This window comes from Alteromonas sp. MmMcT2-2 (assembly GCF_022348305.1).
Classification (GTDB): domain Bacteria; phylum Pseudomonadota; class Gammaproteobacteria; order Enterobacterales; family Alteromonadaceae; genus Alteromonas; species Alteromonas macleodii.
The window spans coordinates 95,638-114,470 of record NZ_JAKRFA010000006.1 but is presented as its reverse complement, the minus strand read 5'-3'; the positions used below and the strand labels follow the sequence as shown (position 1 = coordinate 114,470).

The following is an 18,833-nucleotide window of genomic DNA, read 5'->3' as shown; positions in this document are numbered from 1 at the left end:
CTGCTCTCGTATCAGCTCAAACTTCTATTGAACGACGTATCTCGGCGTGGACTATAAACGGTCAATAATGAGGGCTTTGAAAGGTAGGCCGCTAGTAGGTGTGCAATACCTTTTACATTCGTTGTTACGATTAAAATTTTTTGTACTGTCATGGGCTGTCTTTGCTTGCCAAATCCCATTGGTCTGCTAGCATTCAGCCCAAAATTCATTAGCAAAATTAGGGATTAGTTATTATGTCTCGCGTTTTAATTATTGGTGCTGGCGGTGTTGCGTCGGTAACTGTGAAAAAATGTGCACGTTTACCGCAACATTTCGACGAAATTTACTTAGCAAGCCGCACGGTATCTAAGTGTGAAGCGCTACAGCAAGAAGTAGGTGCAGATCGCGTTAAGGGTGTTTTCGCTGTTGATGCTGATAACGCAAAAGAAGTGGAAGCACTTATCAACGAAGTAAAGCCAGACCTAGTAATCAACCTTGCGTTGCCATATCAAGACCTTCCAATCATGGATGCATGTCTTGCAACTAATACTGATTACCTAGACACCGCCAATTACGAGCCTAAAGACGAAGCGAAGTTTGAATACTCGTGGCAGTGGGCTTACCAAGACAAGTTTAAAGACGCGGGCATCATGGCCCTTCTTGGCAGTGGCTTTGATCCAGGTGTAACGAACGTTTACACAGCATATGCAGCTAAGCATTACTTCGACGAAATCCACTATCTTGATATCGTAGACTGTAATGGCGGCGATCACGGCCAGGCTTTCGCGACTAACTTCAACCCTGAAATCAACATTCGTGAGATTACCCAACGCGGTCGCTATTGGGAAAACGGCGAGTGGAAAGAAACCGATCCGTTAAGCGTACGTGAAGATCTGGATTATCAAAACATTGGTGTTCGCGCATCTTACCTGATGTTCCACGAAGAGCTAGAGTCTATTGTTAAGCACTTCCCTACCCTTAAGCGTGCACGCTTCTGGATGACCTTTGGCGATGCTTACCTTAACCACCTGCGTGTACTTGAAGGTATTGGTATGACTAGCATTGAGCCAGTTGAATTCCAAGGCCAGAAGATTGTACCACTAGAGTTCTTGAAAGCCGTGCTTCCTAACCCAGGCTCACTTGCTGAAGGTTATAGCGGTATGACGTGCATTGGCACTTACATCACAGGTATTAAAGATGGCAAAGAAAAAACTATCTTTATCTATAACAACTGTGACCACGCGAAATGTAACGAAGAGGTAGGCGCGCAAGCAGTATCTTACACCACAGGTGTTCCTGCGATGATTGGCGCAGCGCTTATGCTTAACGGCACGTGGAAAGAAGCAGGTGTATGGAACATGGAACAATTCGATCCAGACCCATTCATGGATATGCTTAACGAGCATGGTCTGCCATGGCACGTACTCGAATGTGAAGGTAGCCCTTTCACTAAATAATTGAAACATCAGGGCGCTTAATTCAAGCGCCCTTTTTTATTAGCGCCACTATTTGAATCTAGATCAGATTACTGGAATGTAGGATACAGAGTAGTTTTGAGCTACGACCTGTAATGTAATACATTAGGCGTTTGATAAATGTTGAAAGCCGTTTTATTTTTTGGAGCTTTATCCCATTGACCGATTTAACTAAACGTACTGATATTCCCTCTCCTTGCTACGTGCTGGAAGAAGCAAAATTAATTAAAAACCTTGAGCTGATGAAACGGGTTCAAGACGAATCTGGCGCGCGTATTATCTTGGCGCTTAAAGGCTTTTCTATGTGGTCTTGCTTCGACATCATCAAACAGTACTTACACGGCGCAACGGCCAGTTCGGTTTGGGAAGCGAAACTTGCTGCAGAGATGGGTAAAGAAGTTCACGCATATTCTCCTGCGTACAAGGTTAATGACGCAAAGGAATTGGCGAGTCTTGTTAATCACCTGTCTTTTAATAGTTTGACCCAGTGGAACGCGCATAAAGACGTGCTAGCAGGCGTGTCGTTAGGCCTTCGTATAAACCCTGAGCATCAAGAAGCCGATACGCCACTGTACGACCCAGCTGCACCAGGTTCGCGCTTAGGCATACGCGCTAGTGAGCTAGAGGGCGTAGACTTATCGGGTATTGAAGGTTTTCACTGCCACAACCTTTGTGAGTGTGATTCTTTTGCTACTGCACGCACCCTTGAAGCCATTGAAAAGCGTTTTGGCAAATGGCTTGGTCAATTAAAGTGGTTAAACCTAGGTGGCGGACACCTGATGACCCGTGAAGGGTATGATGTTGAGCACCTCATCAACACACTAAAAGACTTTAAAGCCCGTTACCCACACCTAGACGTAATTCTTGAGCCAGGGTCTGCGGTAGCATGGCAGACAGGGCCATTAATTTGCGAAGTGGTTGATATGGTAGAAAATGACGGTGATATCGCTATTCTAGACATTTCAGCTACTGCACATATGCCAGATGTGTTGGAAATGCCTTATCGCCCTACAATTTTGGGCGCGGGTATGCCTGATGAAAAAGCATATAATGTGAAGCTAGGTGGCAATTCGTGCCTTGCTGGCGATGTCATTGATACCTACTCATTCGATGCGCCGCTTAAGGCCGGCGATCGATTACAGTTTGAGGACATGATGCATTACACCATGGTAAAAACCACCTTCTTCAACGGTGTAGAACATCCTGCTATCGGCATTCTGCGTTCTAACGGCGACTTTGAGCTGGTTCGCGAATTCACTTACGAAGACTTTAAAGGTCGCTTGTCTTAAACTTGAGACGAAAAATCAGTTAGCTATTCTCTATAAAAAAAGCCTGTGACATTGACGTCACGGGCTTTTTGTTTAGGTTCGTAAATGCAAATTATGAGTTCGATTTTGTCTGTTCTAGCGCCCAAAGGCCTGCGTACTTATTAAACTGATATTGTGCGAACAAAACAGCGAACAGGAATCCTCTACTTCCATCCAAGATCCCTAAGCGGAAAATATAGATTTGGATAAAGGTTAGCATTGACCTTAACAATGCCAACGCAAGCCCATGGCTCTTTTTACCTGCCTTAAATTTTTTAGTCGCCATTAGGCATGTGTAATCGCGATTTTTATGTAGCAAGTGTTCAAAATCACGCACTGAGTAATGTTTTAGATAGCCACCTTTCAAACAAATTGCCTCACCTTGATGTACCACTTTTTCATGGACAATATCTTTGGTGAAATGTGACGCTTCTCTTTTAAAAAGCCTTGTAGGTGCCCTGCCAGTCCTTCCAAATCTGGTAACTTTTCCAAGGAAAATATTGCGCCAACGCAATTTGTAAGCGTTATGAGTGGGCTCGGACTTGAGTAGTTTTGAGATAGTGGACGCTAGCTGCTCGTCCACTTCTTCATCTGCGTCGAGAGATAACACCCAATCGCACGTTGCTTTATCCAGAGCTCGTTGCTTTTGAACACCAAAGCCCTGCCAATCTGTAACAAACACTTTGTCTGTAAATTGGTGAACAATTTCTACCGTTTTATCTGTGCTACCACTATCAAGAACAACAATCTCATCTGCTATTTTTTCGATAGACTTCAAACAACGGGCTATGCGGTCTTCTTCGTTTTTGGTAATAACAATAACAGAAAGGGTTTGGCGCATACTTCAATCCTAAAGAGAGCTTCTAAAACAGGCGAGTATACAATAAAAGCGTGCAGAATAATCGCTAAACACTGTTCTAGAGACTATACAACCCCACTTCCCGACGCCGCCTCAGATTTGTCTAGCTCACCTTCAGCCAGCACTTCGTCATCTAACTCAATTTTAAATGACGTTCCTGCTTTTCCATGCAGGCTATAACGAAAGCCGTACATTTCGCCTTCATTAAGAGAAACTTCCGCAAAGGTATTAGGGTGGATTAAGTCGTAAACACCTGAGTCGTTAGCTTGAGAAAATATATCAACTAACCATTTTCCTTCTGACATGGTGATTTTGAGTGTTTTTGTCATATGAGCCTCCATAAACCTCAGTCCTTTTTGAACTGGGCAGTTGACGTGAATTACACTCCTTTGTATTTATTCTAAGGCCCTTAAGATCAACAACGTGTTTACGCTTTTGCGTCTAGCCCAGCTTGATAAAGCGCATTCTTTTTCAAGTCATAGTGAGTGGCGACCACCGCCGCGGCCTTTTTAAGCGGCATGTGCTCACACAATACACTTAGCAACGACATTGCCTCACTGGGTATCGCCTGGTCACTTACCTTCGCAGGGCCAATCATGACGACGAATTCGCCTTTCTGGTGCGCAACATCCGCATTGAGATAATCAATTACATCTTGCGCGCTGCCACTCACGTAGGTTTCGAAGGTTTTGGATAGCTCTTTCGCTACCACAATCTGGCGATCGCCTAGAACGCGCTGTATATCAGTAACGGTGTCTAAAATTCGACGTGGCGCTTCATAGTAAACTGTGGTGAACGTTCTATCTATTAGCGCTGACAACACGCTTTCACGTGCCTGCACTTTAACCGGTAGGAATCCTTCAAATATAAACTTGTCTGTTGGCAGTCCCGAAGCACTTAATGCTGTAATTGCAGCACATGGGCCCGGCAGAGCGCTAACCGGAATACCTTGCTCACGGCACTTGCGTACCAAAACAAAGCCCGGGTCGCTGATTAACGGCGTTCCAGCATCACTTATTAATGCTACCGACTCGCCGCCCTTTAAACGCTCACAAAGCATTGCTGTGCGCTTATCTTCGTTATGCTCGTGCAGAGAAAGAGTTTTCGTTCCAATGCTAAAGTGCTGTAAGAGTCGAGCGCTGTGACGGGTGTCCTCGGCAGCGATCCAGCTTACTTCACTTAATACGCGTATTGCTCTGGCACTTATGTCGTCTAAATTACCGATAGGTGTTGGAACAATATATAAGGTGGCGGTGTCTGTCATAACAGTGATTAAGTCTTACGTTAATTTTGAAGAATATGCGATAAGTGTATCACGCCATTAGTCCAGATTATGCTGGCAAGCGTAGATTTTCACACTGGTTAAGATAAACTTGGCCTATAACGATGTAAAAGGAATGAAACTGTGCGTCATATTGGACAAGCTGGAAAAATCTTTACGCTATCAGCCGTCGCTTCTGTATTGGTGCTAACGGGCTGTGGAAGTACACCTAAAACCCAGTCAAAGCCTGTGGTAGTGGAACCTACCCCAATTGAAACCACACAGGTTGAAGATAACGTCACGCCTGAGCACAAACTCCTTGAAGCAAAAAAAGTATGGGAGCGCACCCGCAACAAAGAACAGCGCGATACGCTGTTGCTGCAAGCGGCTGACCTGTACCTTCAAAATCAACAGCCCGTTTTGGCTCAGCAAGTGCTATATGAGGTAAAAGAAGACGGTATTTCAGGTGTAAATCAATCTTATTACTCCCTTCTGGTAACCAAAGCCTATGCGGGAATGCCTGATGCCTCGGCAGAAGAATTGCTGGCTATGTTGGATGGCATAACCGGTACAGGCGAAACCGCATTCCAAAAAGCGGAGCTTCAAACCCAGCTCTTCACGCAGCAAGGCAACCTGGCTGCGGCAGCGAATAGCGTATTAAAGACCAATCTTACTGACGATGAAAAAGTGCAACAAGTTTGGCAGTGGATTACCTCCATTCCTGCATCGTCACTAGATTCAGTAGGCAGTGCTTATCCCGACCTTTCTCCTTTCATTACTCTTCGCGAACTAACCGAAGAAAACGCGTCGTCACCGGAAAAATTAGCCAAAAGCCTGCAGCAATTTAAGCAGGTTTATCGCGGTCATGTATTAGAAAACGCTTTGCCCGAAAACGTGATTGAAGCAACCCAGCTTACCGATGCTGGCGCCAACGATATTGCGGTTTTACTGCCACTTTCTGGCAGGTTAGCTCGCACAGGTCAAGTCGTTAAAAATGGCATCATGGCGGCTTATTACACCGATGTTGAAAAGCGCCAAGATGAACACCTTCTACCTCGTCTTCGTTTTATCGACACCAACGAAGTGGATACACAACATTTACTCAGCGAAATTGGCGATACCAAGTTCATCATTGGCCCTCTTTTAAAAGACACTGTTGAGCGTTTAATTCCCAGTTTGCCGCTTGGTGTGAACGTACTTGCATTAAACAGGCCTGACGAATTGCCAGACAATGCGTCTGCTAAAGGGTTGGCAACAGGATCATCTAATCCGGCGATAGCCGATGATGCTCTTGCCTCTGGTACAGGTCTCGCAGGTGATGACACACAAAATGAACTCCACTCATTAGGCTTGCCTACCTCGCTGAATTATTACGGGCTAGCACCAGAAGATGAAGCAAAGCAGCTTGCTGAATTTATCTTTAATAAAGGATATCGTGCGCCTATCGTTATTGCCGCACAAAGCAGTCTGTACCAGCGAATGGACGACACCTTTAAAAAGCACTGGCGAATACTCAACAATCAGGAAAACAAGCAGCGAGCCAACATAACGTCGGTATCGTTTAACGACAGTAATTCACTTCGAGAGGGAATTACACAGGCGCTAGATGTGGCGCAAAGCAACCAGCGTATCAATCAAATTGAGTACATGACAAATGATGAAGTGTACAACATGCCTCGCAGTAGGCGTGATATTGATGCCATTGTTGCATTTGCCTCACCTCAAGACACAGAACTGCTTAACCCCATTATCGAAGCGAGCTTAAACCCATACGATGGCAAACAAGTCCCCGTGTATGCCACCTCTCGTTCAATGGATTACGACAGCGGGAAAAACCAGTGGCGTGACCTGCAGAATGTGCACTTTATCGACATGCCTTGGTTAATGCCTTCACATAGTTGGCAACCTCTTCAGCAGGAGGTTGAACAGGCTTGGCAAAATCAAAATACTATGCAAAAACGTTTATTTGCGTTCGGTTTTGATGCCTATCAGTTGTTGCCTCAGCTAGGCATGCTGAACACGCTGAAATATCTTTCACACGAAGGGTTAACGGGTACACTTTCCCTTAATCAACAAGGTGAAGTAATACGCAAACAGCCTCAGGCAATTATTCGTAACGAAAAAGTTCAAATGCTTTCGGAGTAAAATGATGTCAACACTGCAAGGGAGTGCAGCAGAAGACAAGGCCTGTAAATATCTGATGGAACAAGGCCTTATTCTTCGATGTCGAAATTACCACACTCGGCGTGGCGAGCTCGACATTGTAATGCAAGACGGCTGCACCATAGTGTGCGTTGAAGTTAAATACCGAAGACGAAATCAGTTTGGCAGTGCTTTAGAGTTTGTGACTGCCAAAAAGCTCCAGCGAATTCAGGCTGCGTTTGATTTCTATTTGTTAGATAATGGCTTAAATCCAGCGTCTACTTCTCTGCGAATAGACGTTGTTGCCATAGACGGAGACAACCTTCAGTGGTTGAAGAACGTGGGCTAAAGACTGACAATATCCAGTTTTTAAACTGATGTCCCCCAAAGAGGGCTAGAAGCGTACGCCAACGATGGGCGTGGCCGATATTGATGAAAATGTCTTTATGTCAGAAGTATTCCGTTTGTTTTATCTTATGATTTGCAACCCTTCATCGGTTTGATGAAAGTTTCTTAGGTTCCCACAAATAATGAGTCATCCCAACAACAAGGTTTCGTCCAGCAGCGTTGATAACCAAGAAATAGAGCTAATAGTCGGCAACTCCAGCTCTAATTTTTCTGGCGTAACGTCTACGATGCTGCAAGTAACATCGCTACAGAAGCATATGATTAATTTGCGGATAATGGGCAAGCATTTTGTTCCAGACCCATCAATGACTATTACTTTTTGGGAGGTCGCAAAAATGTGTCGACGCCCGCTTAGTAATGGTAAGTGGCGAATTTTTCATGCGCGTCGCGTTGACGAGATGATTCAGGGTGTGATCCTCAAATACGTGTTTCGCGCCAAGATAAAGCTTGTATTTAGCTCTGCCGCTCAGCGAAAGCGTTCGGCTTCTACGGTGTGGTTAAGCAATAAAATGGATGCGGTTATTGCAATGAGTAATCGCTCTGCAAAATATCTAAATAAGCCCCCCGCCAAGATAAATCTACACGGTGTGCAAATAGACAACTACACGCCAGCAGAAAACAAGCAAGAAGCATGGCAAGCATTAGGCTACGGCGGCAAGTACGGCATTGGTATTCTGGGCAGAGTTAGAGAGCAAAAAGGCGTTCATCTATTTGTTGAAGCATGCATCAAAGTATTGCCCAAATACCCTGACGTGAACGCAGTAGTTGTAGGTGCCATATCCTCGAGTAACCAAGAATTTGTAAACGAGCTTAAAGAAAAAATTTCTAAAGCCGGGTTAACTGACCGAATTGTTTTCACCGGTGAATTGCCGTTTGAGCAAATTCCTAGAATCTTCAGTGCACTGTCATTAGTAAGTGCACTTAGCTATAACGAAGGGTTTGGATTAACTGTACCTGAAGCCATGAGTGCTGGGGCTGCGGTATTAGCTACTCAGGCGGGCGCATGGGAAGACATCATCAGGCCAGGCGTTGATGGGTATATTGTTCCTACCAAAGACCAGCAAGCTGTCACAGAAAAGATGGATTTGCTGCTTTCAGATATGGACAAACTTGCAGAAATGGGCAAAGCCGGACGCGAACACGTTGTGAAAAATTTTAAGGTTGAAGATGAAGCTAGAAACCTGGTTGAGTTTTTTCGCACGCTTCAATAGTAAATGCGAGTTGATTATCGCGAGCGATAAACGTTAGGCCGTTTTTCTCTCGCGCTGAGGCCACAGTTTAAACCTCTGACTTTCAGATACTGGCCATTACAAAAATCAAAGCGCTGTAATGCAGCGCAAAAAATTTCACTAAATGGTCTGCCGTGTGGTGAAAACAAAGAGATGACACATGATTGAACAGATAAAAGCGAATTTTACCGAGAGCATACAAACCAAAATAGCGGCATCGGAAATATTGCCAGAGCATATTGAGAAAGCGGCGTACATGATCGTTGAAGCCTTAATTAGAGGTAATAAAGTACTGAGCTGTGGTAATGGCGGGTCTGCAGGTGATGCGCAACATTTTGCTTCCAACATGCTCAATCGCTACGAGCGCGACCGTCCCAGCTTACCGGCAATCGCATTAAGCACAGACACCTCAACCCTGACGTCTATTGCGAATGACTATAACTTCGAAGAAATATTTGCGAAGCAAGTACGGGCGCTCGGCCAACCCGGAGATATACTGTTGGCTATTTCAACCAGCGGTAACTCTCGTAACGTCATAGCAGCGATGGAAGCGGCATTATCTCGCGATATGACCATTGTCGCGCTTACTGGCAAAGACGGCGGTGAAATGGCGGGCTTCTTAAGTGAACATGATGTTGAAATTCGCGTACCGTCAAACCGCACTTCGCGTATTCAAGAAGTTCATTTACTGGTAATTCACAATTTATGTGAATGCATTGACGACAGCTTATTCCCTGCCGATCACGGCGACGAGTAGTAAAACAGATAACGAGGACACAAGTGAAAAATTTGGGACTACTGGGTTCTTTATTAGCCCTAATTCTTACATTACAAGGGTGTGTAGTGGCCGTTGGAGCTGCAGGCGCTATGGCTGCGAAAGTGGCTAATGACAGACGTACTGTGGGCACGCAGCTTGATGACCAAAATGCCGATGCTGCGGTGTCGTATCAATGGTCGAAAAGCGATGCGCTTAAAGAGCAGGCTAACCTTCAAGTGGATGTTTATAACGGTGTAGCGTTGCTAACCGGGCAAGCGCCAAACCAAGGCTTAGTTGACGAAGCTGTGCGCCGCGCCCAAGAAGTAAGCTATATCAAAAAAATTCACAACCAAATTAGAATTGGCGAGGCGATAGGTGCAGGCACACAAGCCAACGACCTGTGGTTAGCGTCAAAAGTGCGTACTAAAATTGTGGCGGACGAACGAGTGCCTGCTCTACAAGTTAAGGTAGTGGTTCAAGATTCAGAAGTATTCCTGATGGGTCGGTTAACCAATTTAGAAGCCACAGCCGCTGTAGATATTGCTCGTAATATTGCGGGTGTCGCGCGCGTAGTTAGAGCCTTTGAAATTGTTCAATAGAGAGTTCGCCACTGCCCTTTTGGTTGCAGGGGCACTCTTTATGGAAATTTTAGACGCCACGGTTATCACCACGGCGTTACCTGTCATTGCTGCCGACTTCAATGTGCCGGCAGCCCACCTATCTATTGGTGTATCGGCATACTTAGTAGCCGTAACACTCTTTATTCCATTAAGTGGTTACGCCGCCGATAAATTTGGCGCTCGCACTATATTTGTAGCAGCGATTGCCGTATTCACTTTTGCCTCGGTGCTTTGTGGTCTGAGTACCAGCTTATTCGAATTTACCTTATCTCGAATTCTTCAAGGTTTAGGCGGGGCAATGATGGTTCCCGTGGGAAGATTAGTGGTTCTGCGGGACTTGCCAAAGGAAAAGCTGGTAAAAACCGTGGCCATTATAACTTGGCCTGCGTTAAGCGCACCGCTACTAGGCCCTGTGCTAGGCGGTTACATCGCCACTCATTTCAGCTGGCAGTGGATTTTTTATATGAATATTCCACTGGGCATAATCGCTATCATCGCGTCACTGTATCTCCTTAAAAACATTAAAGGCAATGTAGGTAAATTCGATATTAAAGGCTTTTTGCTCACCGGTATCGGCTTTGCGCTGTTTATGGCGGGGATCGAGTTTTTAGCGAGTACCAGCGACAAGCTTATTCGACCACTTGGCATCATCGCTATTGGCTTAGTACTCATGGTATTGGCAGTCAAACACGTAAAAACGGCCAAGAATCCACTATTTTCTTTCGATGCGATGCAACACAAAACCTTCCGGCTTACTGTGTTTGGCGGCTCTGTGATGCGTGTCGCACTTGGCAGTGCACCGTTTCTTGTGCCACTCATGCTCCAGCTTGGATTAGGTTACTCACCTGTAGAAGCCGGCTCACTGTTGCTGTGGCTGTTTGCTGGAAACTTAGCGATAAAGCCAGCGACAACGTGGATCATGAATACCTTCGGCTTCAAACGCGTGCTTGTAGTAAACGGCGTGCTCATCGCCCTTGGTTTTGTGGCGCTTGCGATGATAAATCACTCCACATCGTCATTTACTATTGCCGTTATTTTATTTGTTAACGGTATTACTCGCTCAATGCACTTAACGTTAATAAACACCATTGCTTTTGCCGACGTCCCCCCCAATAAAATGCGAGACGCAAACACGCTAGGCGCCATTTTAATGCAAATGAACCGCGGTCTTGGCATTACCCTTTCTGCGCTTGCTATCGCTGCTGCAGCATTCATTCTTGGACAAAGTGCCAATATGCCAAACCTACAAACGTTTACGCTATCTATGATGTTTATGGCCGCAGTAGCACTTGTCAGCATTTACGATAGCTTAATGCTGTCGAAGGAAGATGGCGATTCAGTGTTAAACAAACGAAAAGCGAAAAAAGCACGACAGACTTAGTTCATAGGCTTCATTAAGTGAACTGATGACAATTGTCATACGCGATTGGTGACGTTTGTGACTAACGCAATCTGAGGTACCTCGGCATACTTTACCTATAGACATTACAACATCAGGTAAAGCTCATGGAACAAGTATCTCACGCTTCGTCAATAACTCCCGCTCAGAATGCTTCCATCCCATTGGAACAGCAGCGCGAAGATTTTAAAAAGAACCGATTCATTGCCATGCCGCTGGCAGGCACTGTTGTTTGGGCTCTGCTTGGTATCAGCGCTCCTTTTGTATCTGAATTAACCATAACCTGGTTGCTGTATATCGGCACAGGTGCCATCTTCTACCTCGGTGCAGGTCTCTCCTACCTCACCGGCGAGCGATTTTTTGCCAAGAAGGAAGCAAAGAACAGTTTTGATCGTCTTTTCTTCGTTGGCATGATCATGAGCCTAATGGTATTTGCCATTGCGCTTCCCGTTGCAGCCATCGACCACACCACCGTTCCATTGAGTATTGGCATTCTCGCAGGCCTGATGTGGATGCCTTTATCATGGGCTATCGAACACTGGATAGGCTACTTTCACACGCTAACCAGAACCTTCGGCATTGTCGCCGCCTGGTACTTGTTTCCCGATGCACGGGTAGAGGCAATATCGGCTGTGATTGTCGCTGTCTACATTGTGTCATTAATCACCCTTGAACGCCGTTTTCAATCAATCAAATCTAACTAATTTCACTTTAACTAAGAAGGAATGCATTATGACTTATTTACTTTTAGCAGTTGCAGTTATCACCGAAGTTACCGCTACCATGCTGCTTAAAATGTCGAACGGATGGGAGAAGTGGGCTTTTGGGTACGGCGCTATCTTTTTCTACGCGATATCTGGGATGCTGTTTGCCATGGTCTTAAAGAATATGGGAATTGGGGTCGCCTACGCCATTTGGTCGGGCATGGGAATCGCACTTATCACCGCTGCTTCGGTGGTATTTTGGAAACAAACTTTCGACATTTATGCCGTGCTGGGTATTATGTTGATTATCTCTGGTACGCTGCTAATTACTAGCAAGTCTGCCGTTGTATTTCAGTAGGGACGAAGTACTCACAATGCTCAGCAATAAAAGCATACAAGATAGTAACAGCGCGGTGCCTGACATGCCCCTTTTGGCAAGTGGACGGAAAAAGCGCTGGTCTCACGGAAGCTTGTTTTTTTCACTGTTCTTTTTTGTTCCGCTTATTATTTCCCGTCCTCTTCCCATCGAAACATGGGTGCTTCAAACCCTAGGATACCTTAGCTTTGTCATTCTTTACATTAAAGCCATAAACCAGCCTGTTAAAACACTGCCCACTTATTTGCTACTCATGTTTCTACTTTCGGTAGCATGCAGCTTTCAAAACCCTGGTGGCGCAACCATTATCGGCTTTATTGCTTTTATCGTAGGTTATTACAATTCGCTCAAGACAGGCATAATGAGCATAGGCGTGATGATGCTGGTACTCGTGTCACTGCACATTACCGTATTTAATAACGCACATTTTCTTTTAAGTGCTTCGTTGCTCAACAGCTTAGTACTATTCGGGTTTGGTGTTATGGAGCGCAAAGAAACGCTCCATAGTCTGAAAGAGAGCCAGCAAGCCGAAGCACTACGAGTATTGTCTGCGATCGCTGAACGTGAGCGAATAGGCAGAGACTTACATGATGTTGCGGGTCACGCACTCAGCTCTATTTCGTTAAAGGCACAACTGGCCGATAAACTTATAAGCAAAGATAAGATTGAAGACGCGCATCGCGAGGTAAAAGCGCTGGCACAGCTTTCTCAAGCGCTACTGAGTGATATTCGTCAAGCAGTGTCAGATATCAAGCAGCTTTCTCTTAGCGATGAAATAGCAAAAGACAAATCACTGTTAGAAGAAAACGGCTTTAATGTTACAACCAATATTGAAGGCGGCGCTGAAGCTCGTTAAAGCGCTAAACAAGAAAGCCAGCTTGCGCTTATTATCAAAGAGCTGACAACCAATACCTTGCGCTATTCAAACGGTAACGCGGTATCCCTTGATCTTGAAGTTAATGAGCAAACCGTGAAAATGACCTATAAAGATCATGGCGTAGTTGAGAACACCGCATCAATTAAAGAAGGAAACGGATTAATGGGAATTAGAGAACGCGCGGCGTCTATTCATGCGGATGTGGACATTTCTTTCCTTCCCCACCCTATTGTCAGGGTTCAGCTTACTGCCGAGCAAGCTTTGTCACATAAGGCTTCCCTATGAACTCAAAAGCGCCAACTACTATTTTGATTGTTGAAGATCAGTCGCTGGTTCGCGATGCCATTGCCATGCTTCTGTCATTAGAAGACGACTTAACCATTGTTGAAAAGTGCAGTAATGGAAAGGAAGCCATTGATTATTTAAATGATAACCCTGCACCACACATTATTTTGAGCGATATTGAAATGCCGCTGGTTTCAGGGCTAGATCTAGCCGCCCACATTGCAAAGCAAAATCTCAATACCAAGGTGGTATTAATGACTACCTTTTCTAAACCAGGCTACATAAAGCGTGCATTAAGTTTAGGGGTTAAGGGTTTTATATTGAAAGAGTCTGACAGCGACTACCTGATAGATGCCATTCACAAAGTCTCTGCGGGAGAAAAGGTAATTTCGACTGAGCTCGCCATCATGGCTCTTGACGACAACAATCCACTGTCGCAAAAAGAAATGTCTGCACTAAAACTTGCTTCAGAAGGGCTTAAAACCCAAGGCATTGCTCAATCACTGTTTTTATCTGAAGGTACGGTAAGAAACTACCTCTCAGAGGCTATTTCAAAGCTCGATGCGACCAACCGCGCAGATGCTGCTCGCATAGCTAAACAAAAAGGTTGGCTATAATAAAGGCTTAAAACCACGTCGTAGCAATTGCTGTAGACGTCGGTATATTTAGCTTTTCAGACAAACCGGTAAGCACGCGTTCGGGACCGTATACGATACCTTGCTGTTTAGCGGTCCATACGCAGGTTAAAATACTCGTACCTTTGCGTAATTCACACTGCCACTTAGCGGTCGTTTCAGCGAGCCTTTCATAGTCATCTTCTATTTCCCAACCTCCGTCTACATGGTCTACGATAAGTTGTTCAAATTGAGCGAACGGAATAGGTTGAATGATTACCCATTCGTTTTTCTTAAACTTTTTTTCTAACCGCGATTTTTTAAAACTGGTAAACAATCCCACGCTCCATCTCCGTATGATTGAAAGGCCCTACTTACTACAAAAGCACGTCTTCTATTTCGACACCGTTCCCATAATCTGCCCTGAAGGTGTTGGACAAGAACACGATGTTCCAACCATTTCACTATTTGACGTTGGGCACGCGCCATACTCACCGTTTCCGCTATAACGACATTGGTTACCAAATTCAGGTTTAGCAACTGCAACCTTGCCGTTTTTCTTCGCGTTTATATCTTCATCGTCGGGTAAATACACCGTGTAGGTACACCCTGACAAAAGCATATTAACAACAAGAAAACCAATACGGTAAAGTGCTTTCACTTTCATAAATAGTTGCTGGGCATTTTTAGAAGAGTTTTAAAACTATGCTAATAATGAAGATAAAACAAGAAAAAATAAGCAAAAAAAAGCCAGTCTTTAGACTGGCTTTATAATTGTAACTCGTTGTAGCTATTAGAATTCAGTTGAGAATCTAACACCAAACTCGCTTGCGTCGTTGCTTAGAATTTGCAGGATGTAGTCACCTGTATTCAAGCGTGCATTGTCGTAACGCTCATCAAAAATATTGCGACCGTAAAGTGCAACAGTATACGCATCATTCGCTGGCGTATAAGCGATGTCGAAGTTAACAAGCTCACGGCTATCAAGTTTAGTCATACGCTCAGGTGCTGAAGTAGGCTCACCATACATTTCTGCACGATATGAGTAATCTGCACGTACGCGAATTGAATCACCACCATCAAGCTCAAAGGTATACTGCGGACCAATTGCAAGGGTTAGGTCTGGAGTAAGTGGCGCTACAGGATTGAATCCATCTTGCTCTTCAACATCAACATCCATATAACCAACGCTGGTCATCATGCTGAAGTTGCCATAGGTAAACGTAGCATCAGCTTCAACACCACGAGATGTTTGCTCTACCACAAGGTTTGCGGTGTCGAAACCACCTTCGCTCACGCGACTTACTTGGTAAGGAAGATCTTCAAACTCAGTGTTAAATACTGCGACGCTAATGTCGAAGTAATCATTCACACGACCTTTAATACCTACTTCATAGTTAGTAGCAGTAATATTGTCAGACGCCGTAAAACAGTTATTTGCGCGAACCGCCGCTTGAGCGCCTTCGATATCATCAAAGCCACCTGCACCAAAGAACTCACCAATTAAGCAGTAAGGACGTGCTGGAAATTGGCCCGACTGGTAGCCAGACTGAATTGTCGCATAGCCTGTCATGCCATTTTCAAATGTGTAGTTAGTGGCGAGTTCCCACGTCACTTCGTCCCAATCATTTGAATCATAGATAGTACCAAGTGCTGAAAATACGTTCGCTGATGCTTCTTTTTCATCTTTCGTGTAACGAAGGCCACCAGAAAGGCTAAGCTCATCAGTTAAGTCACGGCGAACGTTAACGTAAACCGCTTTTGAAGTGGTTTCTTGATCGAGTTCTAGCAGGTTAGCCCCACCGTCAAAACTAGAGTCGTCACCTTGACGGTTGCTACCTTCTTCGTTGAAGTAGTAAACACCAGCAACAAAGTCAGTGTATTCGTTGATATAGCCGTTAAGCTGAAGTTCGATTGATGTTTGATCGGCTTCGCCACGCTCAGGGAACTGATCTAACGAGTAAATTGTACCGTCATCATCAAGACCTGCTTTGTACTTAGATGTACGCTGGCTTGCAACAACCTTTGCAGTGTAGTCTTCGTTAATGTCCCACTCAGTAGTGAGTGAAAGACCACGCGCTTCGTTCGACACGCCAGTTACTGCTTCAGTACCTGTTGCATTGTCGTAGATATCAGCGCCTTCAGGTGTCACATCTGTGTTACGTAACGGTACGCCAACACCATTCTGACCACCGAAGTAGCGATCTGAACCCACTTCATCAATTAGCACAGTGTAAGGACGCAGACCGCCGTCACCATTGTTAGCATCTGCAGTTAATACCATGCGGAAGTCATTTGATGGCTCCCACTTAAGAGAAACGCGGCCAGAAACATCTTCAGTCTCACCAACATCGTACTCGGCGTTAGGCACGTTGATGAACTCACCAAGACCATCGCGCTTGTTAAATGACAGGTTCATGTTAAACGCTACGGTTTCTGAAAGACCGTGGTTAACAAAAAGATCAGCTTTAACGCGACCACGTGTACCAAATTCAGTGTTGATTTTGGTTACATCACCTTGGTCTGGCTCTTTTGTGATGATGTTAATTGCACCACCAATCGAGTTACGACCATATAGCGTACCTTGAGGGCCACGAAGTACCTCAATACGCTCAATATTATTTAGGCTCCAGTTTTGACCAACCTGACGGCCCAGATAAACACCGTCTACATAAACACTCACACCCGGATCGGTTGTGATTAGGTGATCTTGAAGACCAATACCACGAATAAATGGGTTTACAGACGATGTGTGGCCGGCAGAGAAACCAGTAACATTTAGGTTTGGAACGAATTTACCAACGTCAGTCAGGTCAGTAATACCTTGGTCAGCTAACTTGTCGCCATCGAAGGCGCTAATAGCAATTGGAACTTCATAGATAACTTGAGGGCGTTTTGTTGCGGTAACGGTAATGGCTTCAAATTGTTGCTCTTCAGTTGCTTCTGCTTCTTGGGCAACGGCAATATTTGAAATTGCTGGAACGGTCATCGCTACTGCTAGTGCGACAGGTGAAAGCTTACTGGCGAGTGCCTTAGACACGTCAGTATTGGTTTTCATGGTATAACCCCTTTGCGTGAGTGTTAGGTGTAATAATATTTTTAGGCCGCTTCAAGTTCTTCTTTGGAACTTTGAAAGACTAAACTCACTAATTTAAGAGGCGCACATAACCTTGTGCTTATACTGGATTACAGGCAATAAAAAAGTAAGTCGCAATAAAACATTACAAACTTACTTTCAATGAAACTCTGCTTTAAAAGTAGAACTTACTTTTCCAGCCCTCTAAAATTCAGTACGAAGAATTTAGGCTTGAAGACTGGAACGATATGTTACCGTTAGATTACGATCTTGCAAAGTAAAATATTACACTTTTACTAAAATAAGACTTCAAAATTAGACTAATTGGTTAGGTTAAGCATCAAACAAAAAGTATATATAAATTCCATAAAAACAATTAGATATCATAAAGATAATTTACTCTATCTCTTCACAACACCTAAGCGAATAAAGTAAAGAAGACCTAGACCAAATGGACAAACTTTAAACAAATCACCATTGGCTTGAATCATTCTTTAGCTCAGAACCTCTGTATGTAACTTTCGTTACCAAATTCCCTCTTCCGTCCGGGCAGTAGCAATCAATATGGTTGCGCAAGGTTCGCCTAATAGACGTAAGCTGACACATGGCTCTGTTTGCGTATCGCATTAAACCATTGCACAACTGTCAACACAGGCCGCTAAACAAGACTATCAGACTAATATCTTACTCTCGTTGTCGACAATCCAAACCTTTTAAGGTTGAAAAAACGCCAAAATGGGCATATATTGTCGACATTAGTCATTTTAAGATTCTATACAGTGTTAGTAAAAAGCGAACAAGCCATCACCAATGCCGACCGCACTTTCTTTCAATTAAGAAAGGATATTGTTGAGGGTATCATTCCAGCAGGCAGTAAGCTGAGTGAAATGGAATTGTCGACAAAGTATGAAGTCAGTCGCGCCGTTATTCGTGAAGCCATCAATCGTCTCGCTACCTGTCACTTGGTGGAACGTAAAGCTAACGTGGGTGCCCGTGTGGTTGCACTGTCCCCCGAAGGCCTTATTCAGCTATACCAAGTGCGCGAAGCATTAGAGGGTATGGCCGCCCGCTTAGCTGCACGCTACATGAGCGATGAAGAAATTGCCGACATGCAGGCGTTGCTTGATAGCCACTTCGATAAAGTAAAAGACGGTCAAAGCTATTATCAAGAAGCCGGCGATGTAGACTTTCACTACAGAATTGTAACCGGCAGTAAAAACGATCATCTCATCAGCGTACTTGTAGACGGGCTTTACCATCTTGTTCGTATGTATCGCGTACAGCTCGGTATGGCTGGCCCTCGCGTAAGTACCGCCTTTGATGAACACAGACACATCGTTAACGCTATTGCCAATCGCGACGAGGAACTGGCTGAAATGCTAATGCGTCGCCATATTCTTTATTCAAAAAATAATATTGAGAAGAAGCTTAATCATGGTTAACACCACTCAGTCTTCTTCATACC

General features: G+C 44.6%; 20 protein-coding genes. 14 read left to right on the top strand and 6 right to left on the bottom strand.

The window, feature by feature from the left end:
* The first annotated feature begins 233 nt into the window (after positions 1 to 233).
* Together MHM99_RS05750 and nspC are read left to right on the top strand one after the other, a co-directional pair.
* Complete coding sequence (locus tag MHM99_RS05750) at positions 234 to 1,436, top strand: saccharopine dehydrogenase family protein (protein WP_014950514.1); 1,203 nt, start codon at positions 234 to 236, stop codon at positions 1,434 to 1,436.
* Between the two features lie 176 nt (positions 1,437 to 1,612).
* Positions 1,613 to 2,743, top strand: coding sequence for a carboxynorspermidine decarboxylase (nspC, locus tag MHM99_RS05745; protein WP_049589071.1), 1,131 nt, complete (start codon positions 1,613 to 1,615; stop codon positions 2,741 to 2,743).
* A 91-nt stretch (positions 2,744 to 2,834) separates the two neighbouring features.
* Here the strand turns inward: nspC and MHM99_RS05740 are convergent, their stop codons facing one another.
* The 3 genes from MHM99_RS05740 to rsmI form a co-directional block, all read right to left on the bottom strand.
* Positions 2,835 to 3,602 (bottom strand): glycosyltransferase family 2 protein, encoded by a 768-nt coding sequence (locus tag MHM99_RS05740; RefSeq protein ID WP_049589061.1) that lies wholly within the window; start codon positions 3,600 to 3,602, stop codon positions 2,835 to 2,837.
* 83 nt (positions 3,603 to 3,685) lie between these two features.
* Positions 3,686 to 3,949 carry a hypothetical protein gene (locus MHM99_RS05735; RefSeq protein WP_049589062.1) on the bottom strand — a complete coding sequence of 88 codons (264 nt, stop codon included), beginning with the start codon at positions 3,947 to 3,949 and terminating at the stop codon, positions 3,686 to 3,688.
* Positions 3,950 to 4,047: 98 nt separating this feature from the next.
* Positions 4,048 to 4,884 (bottom strand): 16S rRNA (cytidine(1402)-2'-O)-methyltransferase, encoded by an 837-nt coding sequence (gene rsmI / locus MHM99_RS05730; RefSeq protein ID WP_014980129.1) that lies wholly within the window; start codon positions 4,882 to 4,884, stop codon positions 4,048 to 4,050.
* Positions 4,885 to 5,025: 141 nt separating this feature from the next.
* Between rsmI and MHM99_RS05725 the strand changes: the two genes are divergently transcribed.
* The 11 genes from MHM99_RS05725 (at position 5,026) to MHM99_RS05675 (ending at position 14,295) form a co-directional block, all read left to right on the top strand.
* Positions 5,026 to 7,026, top strand: a complete 2,001-nt coding sequence (locus MHM99_RS05725) for a penicillin-binding protein activator (RefSeq protein WP_049589063.1) — start codon at positions 5,026 to 5,028, stop codon at positions 7,024 to 7,026.
* Positions 7,027 to 7,030: 4 nt separating this feature from the next.
* Positions 7,031 to 7,372: a YraN family protein gene (locus MHM99_RS05720; protein ID WP_049589072.1), complete on the top strand. Its 342-nt coding sequence runs from the start codon at positions 7,031 to 7,033 to the stop codon at positions 7,370 to 7,372.
* A gap of 181 nt (positions 7,373 to 7,553) precedes the next feature.
* On the top strand, positions 7,554 to 8,642 hold the full coding sequence (locus tag MHM99_RS05715) for a glycosyltransferase family 4 protein (protein ID WP_014977256.1): 1,089 nt from the start codon (positions 7,554 to 7,556) through the stop codon (positions 8,640 to 8,642).
* A gap of 178 nt (positions 8,643 to 8,820) precedes the next feature.
* Entirely contained in the window at positions 8,821 to 9,417 is a 597-nt protein-coding gene (locus MHM99_RS05710) for a phosphoheptose isomerase (protein WP_014950522.1), read from the top strand.
* A 23-nt stretch (positions 9,418 to 9,440) separates the two neighbouring features.
* On the top strand, positions 9,441 to 10,016 hold the full coding sequence (locus tag MHM99_RS05705; RefSeq protein ID WP_049589064.1) for a BON domain-containing protein: 576 nt from the start codon (positions 9,441 to 9,443) through the stop codon (positions 10,014 to 10,016).
* Positions 10,017 to 10,035: 19 nt separating this feature from the next.
* Positions 10,036 to 11,418: an MFS transporter gene (locus MHM99_RS05700; RefSeq protein ID WP_331284381.1), complete on the top strand. Its 1,383-nt coding sequence runs from the start codon at positions 10,036 to 10,038 to the stop codon at positions 11,416 to 11,418.
* A 125-nt stretch (positions 11,419 to 11,543) separates the two neighbouring features.
* Entirely contained in the window at positions 11,544 to 12,140 is a 597-nt protein-coding gene (locus tag MHM99_RS05695; RefSeq protein ID WP_049589065.1) for a hypothetical protein, read from the top strand.
* Between the two features lie 28 nt (positions 12,141 to 12,168).
* Positions 12,169 to 12,498, top strand: a complete 330-nt coding sequence (locus MHM99_RS05690) for an SMR family transporter (RefSeq protein WP_014950526.1) — start codon at positions 12,169 to 12,171, stop codon at positions 12,496 to 12,498.
* Positions 12,499 to 12,514: 16 nt separating this feature from the next.
* The gene (locus MHM99_RS05685) at positions 12,515 to 13,372 is read left to right on the top strand and encodes a histidine kinase (RefSeq protein ID WP_239218500.1); all 858 of its coding nucleotides are present in this window, start codon (positions 12,515 to 12,517) and stop codon (positions 13,370 to 13,372) included.
* Between the two features lie 57 nt (positions 13,373 to 13,429).
* Positions 13,430 to 13,678, top strand: a complete 249-nt coding sequence (locus MHM99_RS05680) for a hypothetical protein (RefSeq protein ID WP_239218488.1) — start codon at positions 13,430 to 13,432, stop codon at positions 13,676 to 13,678.
* On the top strand, positions 13,675 to 14,295 hold the full coding sequence (locus tag MHM99_RS05675) for a response regulator transcription factor (RefSeq protein WP_239218486.1): 621 nt from the start codon (positions 13,675 to 13,677) through the stop codon (positions 14,293 to 14,295). Before MHM99_RS05680 ends, MHM99_RS05675 begins: the two co-directional genes overlap by 4 nt.
* Positions 14,296 to 14,302: 7 nt before the next feature.
* On the opposite strand, the gene MHM99_RS05670 is transcribed toward MHM99_RS05675, so the two are convergent.
* From MHM99_RS05670 to MHM99_RS05660, 3 genes are all read right to left on the bottom strand, one after another.
* Positions 14,303 to 14,635, bottom strand: a complete 333-nt coding sequence (locus MHM99_RS05670; RefSeq protein WP_014950529.1) for a hypothetical protein — start codon at positions 14,633 to 14,635, stop codon at positions 14,303 to 14,305.
* Positions 14,636 to 14,686: 51 nt separating this feature from the next.
* Positions 14,687 to 14,959: a hypothetical protein gene (locus tag MHM99_RS05665; protein ID WP_239218484.1), complete on the bottom strand. Its 273-nt coding sequence runs from the start codon at positions 14,957 to 14,959 to the stop codon at positions 14,687 to 14,689.
* Positions 14,960 to 15,085: 126 nt separating this feature from the next.
* On the bottom strand, positions 15,086 to 17,350 hold the full coding sequence (locus tag MHM99_RS05660; protein WP_014950531.1) for a TonB-dependent receptor: 2,265 nt from the start codon (positions 17,348 to 17,350) through the stop codon (positions 15,086 to 15,088).
* A 797-nt stretch (positions 17,351 to 18,147) separates the two neighbouring features.
* Between MHM99_RS05660 and MHM99_RS05655 the strand changes: the two genes are divergently transcribed.
* Positions 18,148 to 18,810 carry a GntR family transcriptional regulator gene (locus MHM99_RS05655; protein ID WP_014977261.1) on the top strand — a complete coding sequence of 221 codons (663 nt, stop codon included), beginning with the start codon at positions 18,148 to 18,150 and terminating at the stop codon, positions 18,808 to 18,810.
* Positions 18,811 to 18,833: the final 23 nt, after the last annotated feature.